Source organism: Pseudorhodoferax sp. LjRoot39, assembly GCF_964253035.1.
In the GTDB taxonomy this organism is placed as follows: Bacteria; Pseudomonadota; Gammaproteobacteria; order Burkholderiales; family Burkholderiaceae_C; genus Pseudorhodoferax.
The window spans coordinates 4,708,964-4,731,471 of the sequence record NZ_CAXUQL020000001.1 but is presented as its reverse complement, the minus strand read 5'-3'; the positions used below and the strand labels follow the sequence as shown (position 1 = coordinate 4,731,471).

General features: G+C 71.1%; 20 protein-coding genes. 8 read left to right on the top strand and 12 right to left on the bottom strand.

What is annotated here, in order from left to right; translation table 11 throughout:
• Window positions 1–39: 39 nt before the first annotated feature.
• The 4 genes from ACSQ4M_RS22105 to ACSQ4M_RS22090 all read left to right on the top strand — a co-directional run bounded on the left by ACSQ4M_RS22105 (window position 40) and on the right by ACSQ4M_RS22090 (window position 4,749).
• Window positions 40–1,458, top strand: coding sequence for a bifunctional enoyl-CoA hydratase/phosphate acetyltransferase (locus tag ACSQ4M_RS22105; RefSeq protein ID WP_436191569.1), 1,419 nt, complete (start codon window positions 40–42; stop codon window positions 1,456–1,458).
• On the top strand, window positions 1,455–2,639 hold the full coding sequence (locus ACSQ4M_RS22100; protein ID WP_436191568.1) for an acetate/propionate family kinase: 1,185 nt from the start codon (window positions 1,455–1,457) through the stop codon (window positions 2,637–2,639). The genes ACSQ4M_RS22105 and ACSQ4M_RS22100 overlap by 4 nt, the downstream gene beginning before the upstream one ends.
• A gap of 48 nt (window positions 2,640–2,687) precedes the next feature.
• Window positions 2,688–3,143 carry a universal stress protein gene (locus ACSQ4M_RS22095; protein WP_436191567.1) on the top strand — a complete coding sequence of 152 codons (456 nt, stop codon included), beginning with the start codon at window positions 2,688–2,690 and terminating at the stop codon, window positions 3,141–3,143.
• 64 nt (window positions 3,144–3,207) lie between these two features.
• Entirely contained in the window at window positions 3,208–4,749 is a 1,542-nt protein-coding gene (locus tag ACSQ4M_RS22090) for a phospholipase D family protein (protein ID WP_436191566.1), read from the top strand.
• A 30-nt stretch (window positions 4,750–4,779) separates the two neighbouring features.
• On the opposite strand, the gene ACSQ4M_RS22085 is transcribed toward ACSQ4M_RS22090, so the two are convergent.
• The 12 genes from ACSQ4M_RS22085 to ACSQ4M_RS22030 all read right to left on the bottom strand — a co-directional run bounded on the left by ACSQ4M_RS22085 (window position 4,780) and on the right by ACSQ4M_RS22030 (window position 17,075).
• Entirely contained in the window at window positions 4,780–6,990 is a 2,211-nt protein-coding gene (locus ACSQ4M_RS22085; protein WP_436191565.1) for a putative bifunctional diguanylate cyclase/phosphodiesterase, read from the bottom strand.
• A 1-nt stretch (window position 6,991) separates the two neighbouring features.
• Window positions 6,992–7,726, bottom strand: coding sequence for a GGDEF domain-containing protein (locus ACSQ4M_RS22080; RefSeq protein WP_436191564.1), 735 nt, complete (start codon window positions 7,724–7,726; stop codon window positions 6,992–6,994).
• A complete protein-coding gene (locus tag ACSQ4M_RS22075) occupies window positions 7,727–8,116 on the bottom strand; it encodes a DUF1987 domain-containing protein (RefSeq protein WP_436191563.1) in 390 nt (129 codons plus the stop codon). It lies immediately after the preceding gene.
• Between the two features lie 19 nt (window positions 8,117–8,135).
• The gene (locus ACSQ4M_RS22070) at window positions 8,136–8,708 is read right to left on the bottom strand and encodes a SiaB family protein kinase (RefSeq protein WP_436191562.1); all 573 of its coding nucleotides are present in this window, start codon (window positions 8,706–8,708) and stop codon (window positions 8,136–8,138) included.
• A gap of 11 nt (window positions 8,709–8,719) precedes the next feature.
• Window positions 8,720–9,952: a SpoIIE family protein phosphatase gene (locus ACSQ4M_RS22065; RefSeq protein ID WP_436191561.1), complete on the bottom strand. Its 1,233-nt coding sequence runs from the start codon at window positions 9,950–9,952 to the stop codon at window positions 8,720–8,722.
• 136 nt (window positions 9,953–10,088) lie between these two features.
• Window positions 10,089–10,613: an OmpA family protein gene (locus tag ACSQ4M_RS22060; RefSeq protein ID WP_436191560.1), complete on the bottom strand. Its 525-nt coding sequence runs from the start codon at window positions 10,611–10,613 to the stop codon at window positions 10,089–10,091.
• Between the two features lie 61 nt (window positions 10,614–10,674).
• Window positions 10,675–11,346: a class II aldolase/adducin family protein gene (locus tag ACSQ4M_RS22055; protein ID WP_436191559.1), complete on the bottom strand. Its 672-nt coding sequence runs from the start codon at window positions 11,344–11,346 to the stop codon at window positions 10,675–10,677.
• A complete protein-coding gene (gene otnK, locus ACSQ4M_RS22050; RefSeq protein ID WP_436191558.1) occupies window positions 11,343–12,629 on the bottom strand; it encodes a 3-oxo-tetronate kinase in 1,287 nt (428 codons plus the stop codon). Before otnK ends, ACSQ4M_RS22055 begins: the two co-directional genes overlap by 4 nt.
• A gap of 16 nt (window positions 12,630–12,645) precedes the next feature.
• On the bottom strand, window positions 12,646–14,145 hold the full coding sequence (locus tag ACSQ4M_RS22045; protein ID WP_056666984.1) for a tripartite tricarboxylate transporter permease: 1,500 nt from the start codon (window positions 14,143–14,145) through the stop codon (window positions 12,646–12,648).
• 13 nt (window positions 14,146–14,158) lie between these two features.
• Window positions 14,159–14,653 carry a tripartite tricarboxylate transporter TctB family protein gene (locus ACSQ4M_RS22040; RefSeq protein ID WP_436191557.1) on the bottom strand — a complete coding sequence of 165 codons (495 nt, stop codon included), beginning with the start codon at window positions 14,651–14,653 and terminating at the stop codon, window positions 14,159–14,161.
• Between the two features lie 5 nt (window positions 14,654–14,658).
• Window positions 14,659–15,663 carry a tripartite tricarboxylate transporter substrate binding protein gene (locus ACSQ4M_RS22035; protein ID WP_436191556.1) on the bottom strand — a complete coding sequence of 335 codons (1,005 nt, stop codon included), beginning with the start codon at window positions 15,661–15,663 and terminating at the stop codon, window positions 14,659–14,661.
• 20 nt (window positions 15,664–15,683) lie between these two features.
• The gene (locus ACSQ4M_RS22030; protein WP_436191555.1) at window positions 15,684–17,075 is read right to left on the bottom strand and encodes an NAD(P)H-dependent oxidoreductase; all 1,392 of its coding nucleotides are present in this window, start codon (window positions 17,073–17,075) and stop codon (window positions 15,684–15,686) included.
• 156 nt (window positions 17,076–17,231) lie between these two features.
• Between ACSQ4M_RS22030 and ACSQ4M_RS22025 the strand changes: the two genes are divergently transcribed.
• From ACSQ4M_RS22025 to ACSQ4M_RS22010, 4 genes are all read left to right on the top strand, one after another.
• Window positions 17,232–18,008, top strand: a complete 777-nt coding sequence (locus ACSQ4M_RS22025) for a GntR family transcriptional regulator (RefSeq protein WP_436191554.1) — start codon at window positions 17,232–17,234, stop codon at window positions 18,006–18,008.
• 202 nt (window positions 18,009–18,210) lie between these two features.
• Entirely contained in the window at window positions 18,211–19,815 is a 1,605-nt protein-coding gene (locus ACSQ4M_RS22020) for a histidine kinase famiy protein (protein ID WP_436191553.1), read from the top strand.
• 102 nt (window positions 19,816–19,917) lie between these two features.
• Entirely contained in the window at window positions 19,918–22,020 is a 2,103-nt protein-coding gene (locus tag ACSQ4M_RS22015; protein WP_436191552.1) for an ATP-binding protein, read from the top strand.
• Window positions 22,017–22,427 carry a surface-adhesin E family protein gene (locus tag ACSQ4M_RS22010; RefSeq protein WP_436191551.1) on the top strand — a complete coding sequence of 137 codons (411 nt, stop codon included), beginning with the start codon at window positions 22,017–22,019 and terminating at the stop codon, window positions 22,425–22,427. The genes ACSQ4M_RS22015 and ACSQ4M_RS22010 overlap by 4 nt, the downstream gene beginning before the upstream one ends.
• The last annotated feature ends 81 nt before the right edge of the window (window positions 22,428–22,508 follow it).

Genomic DNA, 22,508 nt, shown 5'->3' with positions numbered 1-22,508 from the left:
CGAAAGGAGAAGTATGCAGAAGTTCCAGAACAGCCTCCCATGGAGGCGACGATGAGCACGGGCGCGCCGCAGATGCTGCGCAACCGCACCTTCGACGAACTCGCGCTGGGCGACAGCGCGCGCATCGTGCGCACGCTCACGCAGCAGGACATCGCGCTGTTCGCCGTGCTCTCGGGCGACGTGAACCCGGCCCACCTGGACGCCGAGTACGCGGCCTCCACGCGCTTTGCGGGCGTGGTCGCGCACGGCATGTGGGGTGGCGCGTTGATCTCGGCCGTGCTGGGCACGCGCCTGCCCGGCCCCGGCACGGTCTACCTGGGCCAGACGCTGCACTTCAAGCGGCCCGTGCGCGTGGGCGACACGCTGGAGATCGCGGTCACCGTGAGCGCGCTGGAGCCGCACAGGCAGCGCGTCACGCTGGCCTGCTGCTGTACCAACCAGCATGGCGAGACCGTCATCGACGGCGAGGCCGAGGTGCTGGCGCCGTCCGAGAAGATCGAGCGACCCGCCACCACGCTGCCCGAGGTGCGGCTGCACACGGCCGACGGCCTGCCGCGGCTGCTGCAGCATGTGCGGCCGCTGGGACCGATCCACGTGGCCGTGGTCCATCCCTGCGACGCGCTGAGCCTGGGCGGCGCGCTGGACGCGCGCGCCGCCGGCCTCATCGAGCCCCTGCTCGTGGCGCCGCGCGCCAGGCTCGAGGCGGTGGCCGCTGCCGCGGGCCTGGACCTCAGGGGCATCGCCATCGAGGACGTGCCGCACAGCCACGCGGCGGCCGCGCGCGCGGCCGAGCTGGCGGGCCAGGGCCAGGTGCAGGCCCTCATGAAGGGCAGCCTGCACACCGACGAGCTCGTCAGTGCCGTGCTGGCGGCGGACGCGGGCCTGCGCACCAAGCGCCGGCTCTCGCACTGCTTCGTGATGCAGACGCCGGCCTACCCCCGGCCCTTCATCATCACCGACGCGGCCATCAACATCGCGCCCACCTTGGAGCACAAGGCCGACATCGTGCGCAACGCCATCACGCTGGCCCATGCGATCGGCGTGGCCGAGCCGCGCGTGGCCATCCTGGCGGCCGTGGAGACCGTGAACCCGGCCATGCCCGCCACGCTGGACGCGGCCGCGCTGTGCAAGATGGCCGAGCGCGGCCAGATCACGGGCGCCGTGCTGGACGGGCCGCTGGCCTTCGACAACGCGGTCTCGGCCGCCGCGGCGCGCACCAAGGGCATCGTCTCGCCCGTGGCCGGCCAGGCAGACGTGCTCGTGGTGCCCGACCTGGAGAGCGGCAACATGCTGGCCAAGCAGCTCGAGTACATGGGCGACGCGGCCACGGCCGGCGTGGTGCTGGGCGCCAAGGTGCCCATCGTGCTGACCAGCCGCGCCGACAGCCGCGAGACCCGCATCGCCTCCTGCGCCATCGCCGTGCTGCTGGCGGAGCACTATCGGAAGAGCCCACCATGAACGCACCCACCTCCTTCATCGTCGTGCTGAACTGCGGCTCGTCCAGCATCAAGTTCGGCGTGTTCGACGCGGCCGACCCGGGCCGCACCCCGGCCTGGAACGGCAAGGTGCAGGGCATCGGCAGCCCGCAGCCGGACTTCGGCGCGAGCACGGTGCCCGTGCGGCCCGCCGCGCTGGGCAGCACGCACCCGTATGCGGCGGCGCTGCGGCTGATCCGGGACGAGGTGCTGCGCTGGCTGGACGGGCGGCCCATCGCGGCCGTGGCCCACCGCGTGGTGCACGGTGGCGCCAAGTACTTCGCGCCCGTGCGCGTGGACGCGCAGGTGCTGGCCGACCTCAAGGCCCTGGTGCCGCTGGCGCCGCTGCACCAACCCTTCGCGCTGGAGGCGATGGAGATCCTGCTGCGCGAGCAGCCGTTGCTGCCGCAGGTGGCCTGCTTCGACACGGCCTTCCACCACACCGTGCCGCTGCTCGAGCAGTTGCTGCCCCTGCCCTACGCGGCCTACGAGCGTGGGCTGCGCCGCTACGGCTTCCACGGCCTGTCCTACGCCTACATGGCCGTGGCGCTGGCCGAGCGCCATGGCGAGGCCGCGCGCGGACGCACCATCGTCGCGCACCTGGGATCTGGCGCGAGCCTGTGCGCGATGCAGGAGCTGCGCAGCCAGGCCACGACCATGGGCTTCTCGGCGCTGGACGGGCTCATGATGGGCACGCGCACGGGCGCGCTGGACCCCGGCGCCGTGCTCTACCTCATGGAGATCGAGAAGCTCACGCTCGAGCAGGTCGGCCGCGTGCTCTACCACGAGTCGGGCCTGCTGGGCATCTCGGGCATCTCGTCCGACCCGCGCGTGCTGCTCGCACGCGAGGCCGACACGCCGCGCGCCGCGCTGGCCCTGCAGCTCTACGTGCGCCGCGTGGTGCGCGAGATCGGCGCGCTGACGGCCGTTCTGGGCGGGCTGGACATGCTGGTCTTCACGGCCGGCATCGGCGAGCACAGCCAGGTGCTGCGCGAACGCATCTGCGCGGGCCTGGGCTGGCTGGGCGTCGCGCTGGATCTGCCGGCCAACGCCGCCCACGCGCCACTGATCTCGGACCCCGCCAGCCGCGTGCGCGTGGCCGTGGAGCCCACCAACGAAGAGTGGATCGCGGCACGCCACGCCCAGCACCTGCTGGCTGGCTGAACCGCGGCGCCCTCCCCCTGGTTTCCTGCCTTGAGAAAGACCCTTCCCATGTACAAGACCCTTCTCGTGCCGCTGGACGGCAGCGCCACGGCGCAGCTGGCCCTGGACGAAGCCCTGGTGCTCGCGCGGCTCAGCGGCGCCAGCGTGCAGCTGCTGCACATCGTCGACGCGATGGAGCACATCACGGGCTTCGAGCCGCCGGCCGTGCACATCGGCGACATCCGGCCGCGCTTCCTGCAGGCCGGCCAGCAGATCCTGGAGCAGGCCGCCGCGCTGCTGCAGGCCCAGGGCGTGGCCGTGCACACCACGTTGCTGGAAAGCCGCGGCGAGCGCGTGTCCGAGCTCATCGCCGCGCAGGCCACGCGGCTGGGCGCCGACCTGATCGTGCTCGGCACGCACGGGCGCCGCGGCGTGGACCGGCTGCTGATCGGCAGCGATGCCGAGCAGCTCGCGCGCATCGCGCCCGTGCCCGTGCTGCTGGTGCGCGAACGCCGCGCCGCGTGAGGCCCGCCGGCTGAACCGGTTTTCCGAGCCGCTACAGTGGCAGCCTGCGCCGGTTGCCACTCCCATGTCTTTTGCCCGCAGATTCCTGCAGCTGTTCCGCATGGCCTGCGCCGCCAGCCTGCTGGCGCTGGTCGGCTGCGCCCAGCTGCCGCCGCTGGACGGCCGCACCGGGAGCCGGCTCGACCCGGACACGGCCGACACGCGGCTGGGCCGCGCCGTGCAGGCCGAGGTGGCCGCGCGCGGGCCGGGCTTGTCGGGCGTGTTCCTGCTCGACCAGGGCCGCGACGCCTTCGCCACGCGCATGCTGCTGGCCGAGGCCGCCGAGCGCACGCTGGACGTGCAGTACTACATCTGGCGCGACGACATGTCGGGCCGGCTGCTGCTGCAGGCCCTGCGCCGCGCGGCCGAACGCGGCGTGCGCGTGCGCCTGCTGCTCGACGACCTGGGCAGCGCGGGCCTGGACGCCCTGCTCGCCGCGCTGGACGCGCACCCGCAGATCGAGGTGCGGCTGTTCAACCCCTTCGTGCAGCGGCGCTTCAAGCCCCTGGGCTTCGTGACCGATTTCATGCGCGCCAACCGGCGCATGCACAACAAGTCGTTCACGGCCGACAACCAGGCGACCGTGGTGGGCGGGCGCAATGTCGGCGACGAGTACTTCGGCGCCGAGGTCGACACCTTGTTCGTGGACCTGGACGTGCTGGCCATCGGGCCCGTGGTGCAGGCCGTGTCGGAAGATTTCGACCGCTACTGGGCCAGCGCTTCGTCCTATCCGGTGGCACTGCTGTTCGGCACCGACGACGCGGCCCTGCCCCAGGACCTGGCACCGCCGCCCGAGCGGACCCGGCAGTACCTGGACGCCGTGGCGCGCTCGCCCTTCGTGGCCGACCTCATCGCGGCGCGGCTGCCGCTGCACTGGGCGCCGGTCGAACTCGTCAGCGACGACCCGGCCAAGGGCCTGGGGCAGGCGGCCGACGGCGACCTCCTGTTCACCCGCATGGCCCGCCTCGTCGACGCCCCGGCGCAGAGCCTGAAGCTGGTCTCGCCCTACTTCGTGCCCACGGCACGCGGCGCCGCCTTGTTCGAGCAGCTGGCGGCCCGCGGCGTGGAGGTCAGCATCCTCACCAACGCGCTGGAGGCCACGGACGTGGCCGTGGTCCACGCCGGCTACCTGCCCTGGCGCAGACCGCTGCTGCGCGCCGGCGTGCAGCTCCACGAGATGCGGCGCGAGGCCGACACCCAGGCCCCGGACGCCAAGCTGCGCCTGGGCAGCAGCGCGGCCGAGAGCCTGCACGCCAAGACCTTCGTGGTCGACCGCCGCCAGCTGTTCGTGGGCTCGTTCAATTTCGACCCGCGCTCGGCCCGGCTCAACACCGAGCTGGGCTTCGTGATCGACAGCCCGGTGCTGGCCGCGCAGCTGGACCGGCAGCTGCGCGAGCAAGCGCGCCAGCGCGGCTACCAGCTGCGGCTGGGCCCGCAGGAGCGGCTGCAGTGGCTGGACGGCCGCAGCGATCCACCCTTGGTGCTGGACCGGGAGCCCGGCACCAGCCTGTGGCTGCGGTTGGGCGTGCGCGTGCTGTCCTGGCTGCCGATCGACTGGCTCCTGTAGGTCCTGCAGGCGGCGCCGGCCGTACGGGATTCAGGCCACAGCCGGCTCGGCCGCGGCCTCGCGCTGCAGCCACGCCAGCAAGGCCTCGCGCTCCATCGGCCGGGCGATGTGGTAGCCCTGCCCTTCGTGGCAGCCCATGTCCACCAGCGCCTGCCAGGTGGCGGCGTCCTCGATTCCCTCGGCCAGCACCTGCAGGCCCAGCTTGCGGCCCAGCTGCGTGACCGTCTCGGCGATGCGCGCGCCCTGCGCCTCGCGCAGCTGGCGCACGAAGCCGCGGTCGATCTTGATGCGGTCCAGCGGCAGCCGCTCCAGGTAGCTCAACGAGGAGTAGCCGGTGCCGAAGTCGTCGATCGCGATCGTGATGCCCTCGGCCCGCAGCACCGACAGCGTGGCCTCCAGCAGCTGGGTCGGCAGCACCGCCACCGACTCGGTGATCTCCAGCTCCAGGTGGCGTCCCTGCAGCCCATGGTCGGCCAGGGCGGCGCGCACGGTGTCGAAGAAGCCAGGGTCGCGCAGCTGCGCCACCGACACGTTGACCGCCATGCGCCCCGGCGCGCAGCCGGCATCCAGCATCTGGCGCATGGTGGTGCAGGCCATCGCCAGCACCCACTGGCCCAGCGGCACGATCAGGCCGGAATGCTCGGCCACCGGGATGAAGCGGTCCGGCGGCACCACGCGGCCGTCCTCGGTGCGCCAGCGCAGCAGCGCCTCCAGCCCCACCAGCGCGCCGGTGCGCAGGTCGCGCTGCGGCTGGTAGACCAGGTACAGGCGTGCGTCGTCGATGGCGGCGCGCAGCTCGGACAGCAGCAGCGCACGGTCGCGCGCCTCGGCGCCCATCTGCTCGGCGTAGCGCAGGTCCTGGCCACGGTGGTCGCGCTTGGCGCGCTTGAGCGCGATGGTGGCATCCTTGACCAGGTCGGCGCCGGCCTCCACCGCATGCGGCAGCAGCACATGGCCGCAGGTCAGCGTGACCTTGTGCGGCACGCCGTCCACCAGCACCGGCTGGCGCACGCATTCCAGCAGGCGCTGCGGCACCACCTGCCGGGTGGTGCCGAGCGCGCCGAAGGTGTCCGGGCCCACGCGCGCCAGCAGCACGCCGGGCGCCAGCGCCTCGGCCAGCCGCCGCGCCACGGCGGCCAGCAGGCGGTCTCCGAAACGGTGGCCCATGACGTCGTTGGCGGCGCTGAAATCGTCGATGTCCAGCAGCGCCAGGACGTGGTGGCGCGCGCCGCGCCGCGCGCAGGCGTCCACCTTCTCGATGAAGTGGGCGCGGTTGGGCAAGCCCACCTGGGTGTCGAAGTAGGCCGACTGGTGCAGCCGCTCGAGCAGGTCGCGGTTGTGCCGCAGCGTGCGCAGGTTGGCGCAGAACACGTCGAGCAGCTGGCGGTCGGCCGTGCTGCGCAGGCGCGGCGCCTGCACATAGACGGCCATGTCCTGCCCGTCGCGGCGGCCCATGTAGAGCGCCACGCCGCCCTGCGCGCCGTAGACGTTGGCGCCCTGCGCCAGCGCGCGCTGCAGCAGCTGCGCGGCCCGGCTCGCGGGCAGTGCCTGCAGCGGCTGTCCGGCCAGTCCGGCGAAGCGGCCGGCCGCGGCCAGCACCTGGCCGCCCTCCTGGGCGGCCGCACGCGCATCGCGCAGGCACAGCATCCCTTCCTCGGGCACGTCCAGCACGGCGGCCAGCTGCGCGATGACGGCACCGGCGAAGGCCTGCAGGCTGGTCTGTTCCAGCAGCGCCGTGCCGGACTGCACGATGCGCTCCAGACTGCGCCGGCTGGCCTCGGCGTTGCACAGCTGCTCGTAGGCGCGCAGCGCCGCGGCCACGGTGGCCTGCAGGCGCGGCGGCGCGAGTTCGGCCTTGCTGCGGCAATCGGCGATGTCGTAGCGCAGCAGCTGCTCCAGCGCGGGGGCGGACTGCTCGGTGCGCAGCACGATGCGCGTGTGCTGCAGCGCGAGGCCTTCGCGCAGGAACTCCACGAGGCCGAAGCCGGTGTGCGGCGCGTCCATGCCCAGCAGCACGACAGCCAGGTCGCGCTGCTGGCGCAGCACGGCGCGCGCCCGGGCCTCGGTGCGGGCCTGCAGCAGCGTCACGGGCGCGCCGAACAGCACCAGGCCTTGCAGGCCGGCCTGCGCAGCGGTCTGCACGTCCTCGTCGCCGTCGACCACGAGCACGCGCCAGCCGCGCGCCGCCGCGGCGGTCGGGATCGCGCTGGCGCGGGCCGGCGCGGATGCGGATGCAGGCATCTCAGTGATGGAGTTGCAGGTCGCCGCCGGCGTGCGCCACGCAGTTGCGGCCGCGTCGCTTGGCGGCATACAGCGCCTCGTCCGCCTGGCCGTAGGCCTCGTCGAAGCTGGCGCCGGTGGGCAGGCAGCTGATGCCGAAGCTGGCCGTCACGCGGCTGCCGTCGGGCAGGCCGAAGGCATGGGCCTCGATCGCGCGGCGCGCGCGCTGGGCCACGGCCTCGGCGGCCTCGGCGTCGTCGTGCGGCAGCAGCAGCGTGAACTCCTCGCCGCCCACACGGCCGATCAGGCCCTGCGCCGGCACCGCCTGCTGCAGGCAGGCCACCACGCCCAGGATCACCTTGTCGCCCATGGGATGGCCGAAGCTGTCGTTGACGCGCTTGAAATGGTCGATGTCCAGCACGATCAGCGTGAGCCCGTTGCGCGCGAACAGCTGGTTCACGCGCTCGATGATGGCGGCGCGGTTCAGCACGCCGGTCAGCGGGTCGTGCGTGGCACGGTACTGCAGTTCGCCGGCCAGGTCCTGCAGGCGCTGGTTCAGCTGGGTCATCTCCAGCTCGGCGCGGTCGCTGCGGCGCACCAGGCGGCGCGTCTCGCGCAGCAGGCGTTCATAGGCGACCAGCAGCTCGCCCAGGGCCGCGTGCGCGCCACCGGGGCCGGCGTCATGGGCCGCGCGCGCGGCCAGCAGCGCACGGTGTTCGGCCTCGAACAGGTCGGGCGCCTCGCCGAGCGCGTCCATTCAGCCCTGCTCCACGGGATGGCTGGTGAAGGCGATGGCCGGGAAGTCGTCGCGCAGCTCCTCGCCGAACTCCAGGATGGTGTCGTCCTCGGCGTCGTGGTACCAGTGCAGAGCGACCTGGTTGCCGGCCTCCACGGCATCGTCCAGCGCCTCGATCAGGTTGAACAGCATCTTGGTGCTGGAGCTGTTGAAGTAGGCCAGCGCGATGTGGATCTCGATGCGGCGCCCGTCCTGCGCCGCCAGGTAGTCCTTGAGCTGCGCGATGACCTCGCCGTAGAAGGCGGCGGCGTTCTCCGGATAGGACTCGCCGCGCAGGTGCAGCTGGTGCTGGTCGAAGCGGAAGTCCACCTCGGGCGAACTGGGCGTCGGGGCGATGTAGAGGTTGTCCATGCTGTATCTCGGGTGGGGCTCAGATGGCCGCCTTGAGGTAGAAGACCGGCGCGCCGTCGGCCGCGTCGGCGGCGTCGAAGTCGAACTCCAGCGGCTCGCGTGCGTCGCGCGCGACAGTCAAGAGGCCGATGCCCGCGCCCTTGCTGCCCTCGGGTGTCTCCTCGCGCAGCGTCTTGCGGTAGGCCTGCTTGATCTCGTCCAGCGTCATGCTGCGCAGTGCCTCGAGCTTGCCGCGCAGCTCCTCGGCGATGCGGGCCTCCACGGGGTTGGCGCACAGCAGCAGGAAGCTGCCGTCGTTCTCGCGCCGGATGCAGACCGACCCGTGGCGCACCTCGCCCTCGCGCTGGGTCGGCGAGGTCAGCGCGTCGGCCGAGTAGTGCACGATGTTCTGCGCCATCTCGATGAAGCAGGAGAACAGCTTGCGCCGCGTCGGGCCGGCCACGCCGGTCACCTCCAGCTGCAGCTTCACGGCGTCGGCCATGGCCGCCACGATGTGCTGCGAGAAGTAGCCCATGTAGTAGAAGATCACCTGGTGCTCGCGCGCCAGGTTGAAGAAGGAGCCGTATTTGTCGGCGATGGGGTGCGTGGGCATGGCGGCGGCGTTCAGGCGCAGAAGCTGAAGAAGGTCAGGTCGTCGCGGCGGTGGTGCGCGCCCTGCCAGGCGCGCAGGGCCTCGAGCACGGCGCCGTTGACGGCCGCGGGCGTGCGGGCGGGCGCAGCCAGCACGGCCTCGCGCACGCGCTTCTTGCCCAGCGCGATCGCGCGCGGGCCGCCGACCTGGTCGATCAGGCCGTCGGTGGTGATGAACACCAGGCTGCCGGCCTCCAGGGTGCGTTCGTGGTTGTTCCAGGCGTAGCCGGCCTCGCTGTCCACGTAGCCCACGCCCTTGCGCTGGCCCTCCACGAGCTCCACCTCCGTGCCGCCGGGAGGCAGCACGAACAGCGCCAGCCGCGCACCGGCGAACACCAGGCGGCGGCTGCCGGGCTCGAACCAGAAGAAGGCCGCGTCCATGCCGTCGTCCGAGCCTGGCGTGGCGTCCTCGCCGCCCTGCTGGCCCAGCGTCTGCTTGATGCTGCGGTTGACGGCGCCCAGCAGTTGCGCCGGGTCGCGCGTGCCGTGCTGGTCGAGCGCTTGTGTCAGCGCGCTGGAAGCGATCAGCGTCATGAACGCGCCCGGCACGCCGTGGCCGGTGCAGTCGGCCACCGCGCCGAACCAGCCGCCCTCGCCTTCGCTGAACTGGTAGAAGTCGCCGCCGACCACGTCGCGCGGCTCCCAGACCAGGTCGGCCGCAGGGCACGCGCGCGCCAGCGCCTCGCGCGAGCTGCGCAGCGTGGACTGCTGGATCACGCTGGCGTACTCGATGCTGTGCATGATCTGGCGGTTGCGCGAGGCCTGCATGTCCGCCACCACGCGCATGAGCTGCAGGCCGTTGCCCACGCCCAGGAAGGCACCGCCCTGCGTGATGATGAAGCCGTCGGACAGCGCCTTCTCGCCGTGCTCCACGGTCTTGAAGGTCAGCGTGTCGATGTCCATGGCCGCGTCGACGACGAGCGGCTCCTTGTCCATGAAGGCGATGCAGCTCTTGCGCCCGTACAGCTCCATGCGGAACTGCTTGCTCATCTGCGACAGGAAAATGCTGCGGTTGATGAGGCCGATCGGCCGTCGGCCCTCCACCACCGGCAGGCTGACCAGGTCGCGGTGCCGGCTGAACATCTCCATGACCTTCTCATTGGTCTCGTCGGTGGTCATGCACGGCACCGCCATGCACAGGTCGGCGGCACTGGGCTGGCGGAAACGGGGACGGGAATCGGTCAGGTACTCGGCGGCAGCGGACATGGGAACGCATCCTCAAATGTGAGGAAATGTTATGAACGCTGCGTGTCATCCAGATGACACAACACAAAAGAAATGCGGATCCGTTGCCCAAAAAAAAACCGGGCCAGGCCCGGTTCGCGTCGATGCCGCCTGGCGCTCAGTCGACCAGCCGCAGCTCCACGCGGCGCGCTTCCTGGTCGGAGCCCGTGCCGGTCGTGACCTCGGGCTTGCGCAGCGCGATGCGCGACTTGTCGACGCCGGCAGCGACCAGCGCAGTACGGACCGACAGCGCGCGCTGCTTGGCCAGCTCGGCGTTCCTGGCGGCGTCGCCGGTCTCGTCGTGGAAGCCCGACAGCACGACCTTGCGGGCCGGCGCGGCGGCCAGGGCCTGGGCCACGGCGGTGATCAGGGGTGCGGCATCGGCCGGCAGCGCGGACTCCCCGGTGCCGAAATACAGCGTGGCGGCCAGGTCGCCGGCCAGCGGGGCTTCGATCAGCACGATCTCTTCGACGACCACCACGGCCACCGGTGTGGCCACCGCGGCAGCGGGTGCCGGCGCTTCGATGCTTTGCAGCTGGCGCACCACCATGGCGCTGACCGTGCTGATGACCACCAGGGCCACGATGCCGAAGGTGATCCACAGACCCACGCGCTGGGTGTCGTCCTTGTCTTCCTGGTACATGCTCAGAGTTCCTCGTCCCGGTTGGTTTGCAAACAGCCGGCGATTCTAGACGGACGTGTATTCACCAGCTGGCGCCGAACTGGCGGCGCAATTCGTCGATCTGCTCGGCGTTCAGCGGCCTCGGCTGGGTCAGCAGCCAGAGCCGGGCCGTCTCCTCCAGCTCCTCCAGCGTGGCCATGGCCGCAGCCGGGCTGTCGTGCCAGACGTTGGGACCCAGGCGCGCGAGCATCACGGCGCGGATCGGCCGGCCCTCCTGCTGGTACCGGGCGATGGCGTCGGCCACGGCTTCGGCGGCCTCGGGCGCACCCGGGCGGCGGTAGGCGATGTGCGGCACGCGGCCGACCTTCATGACGAAGTACGGCGTGATCGGCGGCAGCAGTTCGGCCGCCTCCTCGTCGCGCAGCGAACAGGCCACGAGGTGGGTGCTGTGCGTGTGGATGATGCAGCGCGCGGGCTGGGCCGTGGCGGCGCTGGCCTCGTAGATGCGCCGGTGCAGCACGATGGTCTTGCTGGCGCGGTCGCCGCCGGTCTGCTGGCCTTGCGCGTCCAGGCGGGCCAGGCGCGCGGGGTCCAGCGTGCCGAGGCAGGCGTCGGTCGGCGTGATCAGGTAGCCGTCGGCCAGGCGCACGCTGACGTTGCCGGCCGTGGCGTGCACGTAGCCGCGCGCGAACAGGCTGGCGCCCACGCGCACGATCTCGGCACGGGCCGTGGCTTCATCGAGCAACCCGCTCATCGCTTGGCGAAAGCCTTGGTGAAGAAGTCCGGCGTGCCGAAGTTGCCCGACTTGAGCGTGATGTGCAGGCCCTGCGGCGCGGCCGGGCTCAGGGCATGGCACCAGGGCACGCCCGGGTCGATCTGCGCGCCGATGCGCATCTGCGCGATCTCCAGTGCCTGCACGCAGGCGCCCGAGGTCTCGCCACCGGCCACGACCAGCTGGCGCACGCCCAGTTCGACCAGGCCGCGCGCGATGCCGGCGATGGTCTCCTCGACCATGGCACCGGCCTTCTCCACGCCCAGGCGGCCCTGGATGGCGCGCACCGAGGCGGGTTCGGCCGTGGAATAGACCAGCACCGGACCGCTGGCCAATTTGTCCCTGGCCCAGGCCAGTGCCTCGCCACGCACATCCGCCCCTTCTGCGATGCGCAGCGGATCGATGGCCAGCGCGGGCCGGCCCGTGGCGATGAACGCGGCCACCTGTTGGTTGGTCGCGACCGAGCAGCTGCCCGAGACCACGGCCTGCAGGCCCTCGGCCGCCGGCAGCGCGGCGGCCTGCGAATCCGGCGCGATGCCGAAATTGGCCGGCAGGCCAATGGCCACGCCCGACCCGGCCGTGACCAGCGGCATGCCCTTCAGCGCAGCGCCCAGGGTCACGAGGTCGGCATTGGCCAGCGCATCGACGATGGCGATGCCCACGCCCTCGGCCTGCAGGGCCGCGAAGCGCGCGCGGACCGCTTCTGCGCCCTGGGCGATGGTCTGGTAGTCCACCAGGCCGACCTTCTTCTGCGTCTGCGCCTGCAGCACGCGCACGAGGTTGGGATCCTTCATGGGCGTCAGCGGATGGTCCTGCATGCCCGACTCGTTGAGCAGCACATCGCCCGCGAACAGGTAGCCCTTGAAGACCGTGCGCTTGTTGTCCGGGAAGGCCGGCGTGGCGACCGTGAAGCCGGTCCCGAGCGCCTGCATCAGTGCATCGGTCACGGGGCCGATGTTGCCCTCGGGCGTGCTGTCGAAGGTCGAGCAGTACTTGAAGTAGATCTGCTCGGCGCCCTGCTCTTTCAGCCACTGCAGCGCGGCCAGCGACTGGGCCACGGCCTCGGCCGGCGCGATGGTGCGGCTTTTCAAGGCCACCACCACGGCGTCGGCCTGCGCATCGAGCGGCGCGCCCGGCACGCCGATGGTCTGCACCACGCGCATGCCCGCGCGCACCAGGTTGTTGGCCAGGTCGGTCGCGCCCGTGAAGTCGTCGGCGATGCAGCCCAGCCGCACGCCGCCCTTGCGTTCCGTCGAATTACCCATGTCTTGTCCTTGTCGTTCAGCCCGCGGCCGGCAGTTCGCGCCTGGAGAACAGGCGCCCCACCAGGCCCCATGCCAGCAGCGCCAGCGCAGCCGTGGTGATGGTGCCGACCAGGCCGTTGGCGAAGAACACGCCCATGGCGCCGTCGGACAGCAGCATGCTCTGGCGGAACGCGTCCTCGGTCTTGTCGCCCAGCACCATGGCCAGGATCAGCGGTGCGATCGGGTAGTCGAGCTTCTTGAACACGTAGCCCAGCACCCCGAAGGCCAGCGCAATGTACACGTCGGACATCTTGCCGCTGATGGTGTAAGCCCCGATCAGGCAGACCACGATGATCAGCGGCCCCACCACCGCGAACGGCGCGCGCAGGATGGACGAGAACAGCGGGATCGTCGCCAGCACCAGCACCACGGCCACGATGTTGGCCACGTACATGGACGAGATCAGGCCCCAGACGAACTCGGGCCGCTCGATGAACAGCATGGGCCCGGGCTGCAGGCCCCAGATCATGAGGCCGCCCATCATCACGGCGGCCGTGGCCGAGCCCGGCACGCCCAGAGCGAGCATGGGCAGGAGCGCCGAGACGCCGGCCGAGTGGTCGGCCGCCTCGGGCGCGACCACGCCGTCGGGCTCGCCCTTGCCGAAGTTGGCGCGGCGCTTGGAGAAGCGCTTGGCCAGCCCGTAGGACATGAAGGACGCAGCCGTCGGCCCGCCCGGCGTGATGCCCATCCAGCAGCCCACGATGGTGGAGCGCACCAGCGTGACGGCATGGCTGGGCATCTTCTTGGCGGCATCCCAGACCACGCCCCAGCTCATGCGCGCCTTCAGGCCGTTGAACTTGAGGCCCTCCTCGATCGTCACCAGCAACTCGCCGATGCCGAACAGCCCGACCACGGCCGCCAGGAAGGAGATGCCGCTGACCAGCGTGTCCGAGCCGTAGGTCAGGCGGATCTCGCCCGACACGGTGTCCATGCCCACGGTGGCCAGGATCAGGCCGACCAGCAGCGAGGCCAGCGTCTTGAGCGGCGAGCCGCCCGAGACCAGGTAGCTGCAGAAGGTCAGCAGGTAGACCGCGAAGAACTCCGGCGGGCCGAACTTGAGCGCGAAATCGGCGATCGCGTTGGCGATCAGCGTGACCACGATGACGCCGGCCATGGCGCCGAAGCCGGCCGCCAGGAAGGCCGTGGCCAGCGCCTCGGGCGCGCGGCCGTTGCGGGCCATCGGGTAGCCGTCGAAGGTGGTCGCCACCGACGAGGGCTCGCCCGGGATGTTGAACAGGATGGAGGTGGTCGATCCGCCGAACAGCGCGCCCCAGTACATGGACGAGAGCAGGATGATGGCGGACACCGGGTCCATCGTGAAGGTCAGCGGCAGCAGCAGCGTGACGCCGTTGGGCGCGCCCAGGCCGGGCAGCACGCCGACCAGGATGCCGAGCAGCACGCCGCCGGCCATCAGCAGCACATGGTGCAGCGTCAGCGCGGTCTCGAAGCCGATGGCGAGGTAGTTGAGTTGGTCCAGCATGGCGAAGCGATCAGGCGGCGGTGCGCAGGATATCGAGCCAGTCCTCGAGCGGGCCGCGCGCCAGCGGCACGCCGAACCACAGTTCGAACACGGCGTACAGCACCACGGCGGCACCGAAGCCGATCAACAGCGAACGGCCCCAGCCGAAGCCACCGTGCACGCGGCACATGTACAGGAGGAACAGCGCCGAGGCGAGGTAAAAGCCCAGGAAGGGCGCGGCCAGGGCCAGCACCACCGTGGGGCCGAACAGCGAGAACACGCGGCGCAGCTGCGTGCCGTCGGCGAAGGGGCCGTCCACGGGCTGGCGCACGGCGTTGACCACCAGCAGCAGGCTCACGGCCAGCAGCAGCACGCCCAGGCGCAGCGGGAAGTAGCCGGCCTGCGGGCCGGTGCTGCCCCAGCCCGAGTCGAGCTGCAGGCTGCCGTAGATGACGACCGCCGAGAAGGCGGCGAGAAGCCCGGCCATGGTCACCTCCATGGCCTGGCGCCGGATCGAGACCGACATGGCGTTCAGTCCTTGACGAGCCAGTCGTCCTTGGCGAACTGGGCCTTGTTCTTGGCCGCGTCGGCGGCGATGTAGTCCTTGAGCTTGGCGCCGGTCAGGAACATCTCGGTCTGCAGGCCGCGCGCCAGCCACTCCTTGAACTCGGGCTTCTCGCGCACCTGGGCCATCACGTTTTCGTAGTACCTGACCTGCTCGGGCGTGAGGCCGCCGGCGGCCCAGACCGTGCGCGGCATGTTGAAGGTGTCGATGGCGATGCCCGACTCCTTGCAGGTCGGCACGTCGGCGAAGCCCTTGCCGCCCTGCACCTTGCCGTCGATCTTCAGGCGTTCCTTGGTGAACACGCACAGCGGCTGCACCTTGCCGGCGCGCCAGTGCGAGACGTTCTCGGACGGGTTGTTGAGGTTGGCATCCACATGGCCGCCCGACAGCTGGGCCGCGACCTCGCCGCCCGACTTGAACGGCACATAGGTCATCTGCACGCCGGTGGTCATCTCGATCTGGCGCGTGAGGATGTGATCGGTATCCTTGGACTGGGCGCCGCCCATCTTGATGCCGTTCGGCTTGGCGCGTGCCGCGTCGATGAAGCCCTTGGCGTCCTTGTACGGGCTCTCGGCGTTGGACCACAGCAGGAACTCGTCGGCCGCCATGATGGCCACCGGCGTCATGGTCTCGATCTTGTAGCCCACCTTGGTGATCATGGGCATCAGGTAGGCCAGGTTGGTGGAGAACACCAGCTTGTTCGCATCGCCCTGCGAGGACTGCAGGTAGACCATGGCCTCGGAGCCGGCGCCGCCGCCCTTGTTGGTCACGATGATGGGCACAGGCATCAGCTTGTGCTTTTGCACCGTGGCCTGCACCACGCGGGCGAACTGGTCGGTGCCGCCGCCAGGGCCGGCGGTCACGACGAACTCGACCGGGCGGGTCGGCTTCCAATCGGCCAGGACCGGCTGGGCAGCGAAGACGCCGGCAATGGCGGCGGCGACGGAAAGCGAGCGGAATGCGGTGCGCATGGTGTCTCCTTGGGAATCGTTCAGGCTGCGGGGAAGAAGGCGGCGTCCTGCTGCCGGCGCAGGCGCAGCAGCTCGGAATCCGGGTCGATGGCGATGTCGTCGAAGCAGACCAGCTGGCCGGCGGCGATGTCGCGCACCAGGCGGTGGTTGCCGACCAGGTAGAACGGCGCCGGCGTGCCGGCGGCCAGCGGCGCGGCCGGCACCAGTTCGGCCGCCATGCCGTCGATCGTGTGGTGGTGGCCGCCCATGGCCAGCACCGTGCCGGCCGCCAGCGCCTTCGTGCTGCGTGCCACCAGGTCCAGCCGCGGCTGCGGTGCCTGCGCGCCGCTGGAGACGCCCAGCAAGGCGGCATCGAGCACGCTGGTCATGGCCTCCAGGCCCAGCAGGTGGCGCGGGATGTAGACCATGGCGCGGCGCCGGTCGCGGCTCAGCACATGGCCCTTGCCCGCCAGCAGCTCCCAGGTCGGTGCGTCGTCGCAGCCGATCACCACGAACACGCCGCCGGCGAAGCTCAGCTCGTCGGGCCGGCGCAGGCAGTGGAACACGTCGATCGCACCGTCGCGTGCGAACAGGCCGCCCTCGGCCTGCGTGGCGAACAGGTCGGGCACCTCGGCCGGCCGCGCGATCGGCGCGTGCAGCGGCGACACGTCGGCCATCAGACCGGTGCTGTTGGCCACCACCTGCAGTTCGCAGAGGTCGGGCACGGCGCGCTGCGGCAGCGCGGCACAGATCTCGGCACGGGCCTGCACGCGTGCGCCCACGGCGCCCTCGCCCAGCCCGAAGTGCGCGCCGAAGCCCGGCACGGCGACCGCCTGGCCATTGCTGTGCATGGTCTCGGTGGCGGCGTCGAACACGAAGTCGTACTCGCTGGACTTGCCGGCCGACAGCACCGTGAAGCCCAGGGCCTGGGCCCAGGTCACGAGGCCGATCAGCAGCGAGGGCTGGTCGCCGTCCACCGGCGTGACCACGCGGCGCTTGGCGCGGGCCAGGCGCGACAGCTCGGGACCGACCACGCTGTCCACCTCCTTGGAGGCCAGCGCGACGTGCAGGCCGGCCTCGATCGCGAGTCGCGCATGGCGCGCACCGGCCTCGGGGTGGCCGGTGGCCTCCACCATCACCTGCAGCGGAAGGCCGAGCACGGTGGCCACGTCGCCGGCGGCGATGCACAGGCCCTGCTCCCAGGCCGCGGCGGCCTCGGCCGGCGTGTGACACTGCGCGACCTGGTCGGCCGCAAGGCCGATGGCAGCGAAGGCTTCGGCCGCGATGGCCGGCGTGAGATCGACGGCCACGCGGGTGCTGACGGTGCGCACGCGGATCGACTGGGCCAGGAAACTGCGGCCGAAGCCGCCGCTGCCGACGACGCACACCTCGATGGGCTGGGTGACGCCGGCGTATCGGTGAAGATGGTCCATGTGAATGCAGTTGGCGCGCAGAACGGCGGGTTCGGGCGCACCGTGAAGAGGAATGAAGCGAGTTTGCATGCACTTTGCGTGTTTCAGGCCAGGGAAAACCCTAGGTTAAGGCGCGCTCGATGCCAAAGTGCATGAACTTCGAGGTACAAGATGGTTGTGGACACCGAACAAGACCAGGCACCAGCAACGCCGCGCAAGGGCGCGGGCCGCGATGGCATGCGCACCGAACAGGCGGCCGCGCGGCTGCGCACCTTGATCGTTTCGGGCACGCTGACGCCGGGCCAGCGCTTGTCCGAGCGCGTGATCGCCGAGCAGCTGGAAGGCATTTCGCGCACGCCGCTGCGCGAGGCCTTCAAGATCCTCGCGGCCGAGGGGCTGCTGACGCTGGAGCCCAACCGCGGTGCCGTGGTCACGGCCCTCTCGTTGGCCGAGGTCGAGGCAGCCATCGAAGTGCTGATCGGCCTGGAGAGCATGGCGGCCGAGCCGGCCTGCGAGCGCATCAGCGACGGCGAGCTGCTGGCCATCGATGCTTTGCACGCGCGCATGGTGGCGGCGCATGCGGCCGGCGACCTGATGTCCTACTTCGAAATCAACCAGGCCATCCACCAGTGCATGGTGGACGCGGCCCGCAACCCGGTGCTCTCGCGCATCTACGCGGCCGAGTGCGCGCGCATCCGGCGCTACCGCTACGCCGGCAACCAGCAGGCCGGCCGCTGGCGCCAGGCCGTGCAGGAGCATGGCGAGATGCTGGCCGCGCTGCGCGACCGTGCGGGGCCGCTGCTGCGCGAGATGCTGCGCAAGCACCACAAGGGCGGCTGGGCCGTGTCGCGCCTGGTGCTCCAGGAAGACCCGCTGACCAATGGCACACAGCTGGCCAGGCCGGCACGGCGTCGCACGCGCGGGGGTAACGCGCCCTCCTCCGCAGCGGCCTGACGACCGTGGCGTGCGCGCTGCGCGCGCTCCCCATCGCAGTGGGCGTGCGCGTGTGTCCCGCCCTGTCCTACAGACAATCAGCGTTCCATGCAGGGAGACTGCGCGCCTGAGAAAGCGCGCAGGCGGCCTGCGGCACAGCCGCTGCGGCGCGGCGCGTGCGCCTCAGACGACAACAACCACATTTCTTGGAGCGGCAACGTCCATGGCAGTCCACAAGACGGCACCCGTCCGGGTGCTCGACAGCGCGACCGGCGACATCAGCAGGGAAGGCCACAACATCTTCTTCGCTGCCGTGCAGACGACGCGCATGCCGATGCTGGTGACCGACCCGCACCGCGAAGACAACCCCATCGTCTTCGCCAACCACGCGTTCCTGGAGATGACGGGCTACGAGGCCAGCGAGATCATCGGCGCCAACTGCCGCTTCCTGCAGGGTCCGGACACCGACCGCGCCATCGTCGCGCAGGTGCGCAGCGCGATCGCGGAACGGCGCGAGATCGCCGTGGAGCTGGTGAACTACAAGAAGGACGGCTCGGCCTTCTGGAACGCCCTGTTCATCTCGCCGGTGCTCAACGAGTCCGGCGAACTGACCTATTTCTTCGCCTCCCAGCTCGACGTGAGCCGGCGCCGCGACGCCGAGGAAGGTCTGCGGCAGGCGCAGAAGATGGAGGCCCTCGGCCAGCTCACGGGCGGCATCGCGCACGACTTCAACAACCTGCTGCAGGTGATGCTGGGGCACCTGGACATCCTCGACCGGGCCGTGGGCGCGCCGCGGCCCGAACGCGAGAAGATCGCCCGCAGCGTGGCCAGCGCCCGTGTCGCCGCGCAACGCGCGAGCACCCTCACGCAGCAGTTGCTGGCGTTCTCGCGCAAGCAGAAGCTCCATGGCCGCGTCGTGAACCTCAACACCCTGGTGGAGTCGTCCCTGGACCTGGCGCGGCAGTCGCTCGGTGGCGCGGCCTTGCGTGTGGACCTGGCCCGGCCGCTCTGGAACAGCCGCATCGACCCGACCCAGATGGAAGTCGCCTTCCTGAACGTCTACCTGAATGCCCGGGATGCGCTGCAGGGCCGGTCCGACCCGCAGTTCAGCATCCAGACCAAGAACGTCGATGTCCAGCCCAGCGCGCGCGCCGGCTTCGACGAGCTCCTGCCGGGCCGCTACGTGAGCGTGTCCTTCACCGACAACGGCGTCGGCATGCCGCCGGCCGTGGCAGCGCGGGTGATGGACCCTTTCTTCACCACCAAGGAAGAGGGGAAGGGCACGGGATTGGGCCTGTCGATGGTCTACGGCTTCGCCAGGCAATCGGGCGGCATCGTGCGGATCTACTCCGAAGAGGGCATCGGCACCACGGTGCGCATGTACTTCCCCGCGGCGGATGAGGCGACCGAGCGCGAGGCTGCGCAGCCCGTGCAGCCGCGACGCCGCGGCTCGGAGCGGCTGCTGATCGTGGACGACCGCCAGGATGTGGCCGACCTCGCGCAGCTGATGCTGGAGGACTACGGCTACGCCGCCGAGGTGACCTACAGCGCGGCCGGTGCCCTGGCCATCCTGGAGCAGCGCAGCTTCGATCTGCTGCTGACCGACCTCGTGATGCCCGGTGGCATGAACGGCGTGATGCTGGCGCGCGAGGCCAGGCAGCGCTGGCCTGCGATGTGCACGCTGTTGATGACGGGCTATGCCGAGAACTCGATCGAACGCACCGACGTGGGCGGCAGCGAACTGCCGGTCATCTCCAAACCCTTCCTGCCGCAGGACCTCGCGCGCAAGGTCCGCCAGGTTCTGGACGGCGCCAGCGGTGTCGAGTAGGCCCCTGGCGGCATCCGCTGCGGCGGCCCGCCACCCCGCTACCATGCCGCACCGGCCGACCAGCGCGGGCCGACAGACACGCCCCCAGAGGCGCCATCGTTCATGAATGCAGCAAGCCACCGTGTTCCACCGGGCGCGATGTCGCTCCAGGACAGCGAAGAACAGTTGCGGCTGGCCGTCGAGGCGGCCGAAGTCGGCCTGTGGGACGTGGACGTGGTCACCGGCACCTTGTACTGGCCAGCCCGGGTCAAGGCCATGTTCGGCATCTCCGCGCACGCGCCGGCGGTCCTGGACGACTTCGCCGCCGGCCTGCACCCCGACGACCGGCCCGCGGTGCTGCAGGCCTTCGCCGATGCCCAGGATCCGGCCCTGCGCGCGGTCTACGACGTGGAGTACCGCACCGTCGGCAAGGAGGACGGGCAGGTGCGCTGGGTGGCCGCCAAGGGCCGTGGCCTGTTCGACGAGGCCGGCGTGTGCAGGCGCGCCATCGGCACGGCCATCGACATCACACGGCGCAAGGAGGCCGAGGCGCTGCAGCACCAGGCGCAGCAGCGGCTGCACCTGCTGGACCGCATCGAGCGCGCCACCCGGACATTGACCGATCCGGGCGAGGTCATGCAGGTCACCACCCGCTCGCTCGGCGAGCACCTGGGCGCGACGCGCTGCGCCTACGCCGACGTGGAGCCCGACGGCAACCGCTTCACGATCCGCAGCGACTGGTCGCGGCCGGGTGTGCCCTCCAGTGCCGGCGTCTACACGCTGGACCTGTTCGGGCCGCGGGCGACGGCCAAGCTGCGCAATGGCAGCCACCTGGTCGTGCACGACGTGGATGCCGAGCTGGGCGAAGACGGCGGCGGCCGCATGTTCAACGCCATCGGCATCAAGGCCATCGTCTGCGCCGGGCTGGTCAAGGCCGGACAGCTGGTGGCCATGATGGCGGTGCACCAGGCGCATCCGCGGCGCTGGACCGAGGACGAGCTGCGCATCATCACGGACGTGGTCGACCGCTGCTGGGCCCACATCGAGCGGGTGCGCGACGCCGAAGCCCTGCGCGACCAGGACCGGCGCAAGGACGAGTTCCTGGCCACGCTGGCGCACGAGCTGCGCAATCCCATCGCGCCGATGCTGTTCTCGCTGGCCCTGCTCCAGCGCAACCCCGCCGCCGAGGACCAGGCGCGCTCGCGCGCCGTCATCGAGCGGCAGGCCAGGCACCTGGTCCGACTGGTCGACGACCTGCTGGATGTCTCGCGCATCAACCGCGGCCTGGTCGAACTGAAGCGCGAGGTCGTCGCGCTCGGGCCGCTGGTGTCCCAGGCCCTGGAAGCCGTCGCGCCGGCCATCGAGCGCGCCGGGCACCGGCTCAGCGTGGAGATCCAGGACGCACCGGCCTGGGTCGATGTGGACCCGGCGCGCGTGGTCCAGGCCGTGACCAACCTGTTGACGAACGCCGCCAAGTACACGCCGGACCAGGGCCGGATCCACCTGTCGGTCTGGACGGCAGGCCAGGCGGTGCGCATCGAGCTGCAGGACAACGGCCTGGGCATCGATCCGGCGGACCATGGCCGCGTGTTCGAGATGTTCACCCAGCTCCCGCACACCGGCACCAAGGCCCACGGCGGGCTCGGCATCGGGCTGTCCCTCGTCAAGCACCTGGTGGACATGCACGGCGGCGCCGTCGGCGTGCGCAGCGACGGACTGCACCAGGGCAGCACCTTCTGGGTCGAACTGCCGCTGGCCGCACCGCCGCCGTCCGCGGCGCAGGCGCCTGCGCCGCGGGCCACGGCGCAGGCACGGGGGCGCATCCTGGTCGTCGAGGACAACGTCGACGGATTGGCGGCACTGGTGGAACTGATCGAGGCGGAGGGCCACGAGGTCCGCGGCGCGCCGGACGGCGACCGCGCACTGCAGTCTGCCGCGCAGTGGCCGCCAGACATCGTGCTGCTCGACCTGGGCCTGCCCGGCATGGACGGCTACGAGGTGGCGGCGCGGCTGCGCCGCGACCTGGGCCTGAGCGCCGCGCGCATCGTGGCGCTGACCGGCTGGGGCACCCAACGCGACCGCGAGAAGACGGCGGCGGCCGGCTTCGATGCCCACCTGACGAAGCCGGTGGCGCCCGACGCCTTGCTCGCACTGCTGGACCGCTGGCTTGCGCCACAGCCGGCCGCGTGCCCCACGCGCCCCACGCGCCACGGGGAGGCCCCATGAAGCGGGCCCTGCTGCTGCTCGCCTGCCTGGCCGCATCGGCCTGGGCGGACGTGCCCTGGTTCACCATCGTCGGCGACCGCAACGACCCGAACGCGGACACCATCGAGATGAACCCCATCGCGGTCTCGCGGCAAGGCCGGTCCGTGGTGATGGAGATCCGTGTGAGCCGCAGCATCGTGCGCACCAGCCGCGACGGTGTGCAGTTCCGTTCGTTCCGTGGCGAGGTGGGCTTCGACTGCGCGCAGTCGACCGCGCGCTTCCTGCGCAGCCAGTTCTACGCCGAGCCCTTGTGGCGCACGCCGGTGCAGGAGCTCCGCTATCCGCCCGACCAGGTGCGCCCCATGGAGTTCAGGCTGTTCGACCCCAACCCGCTGGACAAGGTGATCAAGGCGGCCTGCGCCCGCTGACACCCGCGGCGGGCCGCGCTGCGCGTTCACCCTTGCGCGGCGCATGTCATCCGCGCTTCACGCAGCCTTCCTAGCATGCCG

What these genes read in the sequence shown, in the direction of transcription:
- ACSQ4M_RS22070 (WP_436191562.1), bottom strand. Translation starts at nt 8,708, where the DNA reads ATGCCCACGCACCCCATCGCCGACAAATACGGCTCCTTCTTCAACCTG.
- ACSQ4M_RS22040 (WP_436191557.1), bottom strand. Translation starts at nt 14,653, where the DNA reads ATGTCGGTCTCGATCCGGCGCCAGGCCATGGAGGTGACCATGGCCGGG.
- ACSQ4M_RS22030 (WP_436191555.1), bottom strand. Translation starts at nt 17,075, where the DNA reads ATGGACCATCTTCACCGATACGCCGGCGTCACCCAGCCCATCGAGGTG.
- otnK (WP_436191558.1), bottom strand. Translation starts at nt 12,629, where the DNA reads ATGGGTAATTCGACGGAACGCAAGGGCGGCGTGCGGCTGGGCTGCATC.
- ACSQ4M_RS22010 (WP_436191551.1), top strand. Translation starts at nt 22,017, where the DNA reads ATGAAGCGGGCCCTGCTGCTGCTCGCCTGCCTGGCCGCATCGGCCTGG.
- ACSQ4M_RS22065 (WP_436191561.1), bottom strand. Translation starts at nt 9,952, where the DNA reads ATGTCCGCTGCCGCCGAGTACCTGACCGATTCCCGTCCCCGTTTCCGC.
- ACSQ4M_RS22105 (WP_436191569.1), top strand. Translation starts at nt 40, where the DNA reads ATGGAGGCGACGATGAGCACGGGCGCGCCGCAGATGCTGCGCAACCGC.
- ACSQ4M_RS22055 (WP_436191559.1), bottom strand. Translation starts at nt 11,346, where the DNA reads ATGAGCGGGTTGCTCGATGAAGCCACGGCCCGTGCCGAGATCGTGCGC.
- ACSQ4M_RS22080 (WP_436191564.1), bottom strand. Translation starts at nt 7,726, where the DNA reads ATGGACGCGCTCGGCGAGGCGCCCGACCTGTTCGAGGCCGAACACCGT.
- ACSQ4M_RS22035 (WP_436191556.1), bottom strand. Translation starts at nt 15,663, where the DNA reads ATGCGCACCGCATTCCGCTCGCTTTCCGTCGCCGCCGCCATTGCCGGC.
- ACSQ4M_RS22090 (WP_436191566.1), top strand. Translation starts at nt 3,208, where the DNA reads ATGTCTTTTGCCCGCAGATTCCTGCAGCTGTTCCGCATGGCCTGCGCC.
- ACSQ4M_RS22015 (WP_436191552.1), top strand. Translation starts at nt 19,918, where the DNA reads ATGAATGCAGCAAGCCACCGTGTTCCACCGGGCGCGATGTCGCTCCAG.
- ACSQ4M_RS22100 (WP_436191568.1), top strand. Translation starts at nt 1,455, where the DNA reads ATGAACGCACCCACCTCCTTCATCGTCGTGCTGAACTGCGGCTCGTCC.
- ACSQ4M_RS22085 (WP_436191565.1), bottom strand. Translation starts at nt 6,990, where the DNA reads ATGCCTGCATCCGCATCCGCGCCGGCCCGCGCCAGCGCGATCCCGACC.
- ACSQ4M_RS22075 (WP_436191563.1), bottom strand. Translation starts at nt 8,116, where the DNA reads ATGGACAACCTCTACATCGCCCCGACGCCCAGTTCGCCCGAGGTGGAC.
- ACSQ4M_RS22020 (WP_436191553.1), top strand. Translation starts at nt 18,211, where the DNA reads ATGGCAGTCCACAAGACGGCACCCGTCCGGGTGCTCGACAGCGCGACC.
- ACSQ4M_RS22095 (WP_436191567.1), top strand. Translation starts at nt 2,688, where the DNA reads ATGTACAAGACCCTTCTCGTGCCGCTGGACGGCAGCGCCACGGCGCAG.
- ACSQ4M_RS22060 (WP_436191560.1), bottom strand. Translation starts at nt 10,613, where the DNA reads ATGTACCAGGAAGACAAGGACGACACCCAGCGCGTGGGTCTGTGGATC.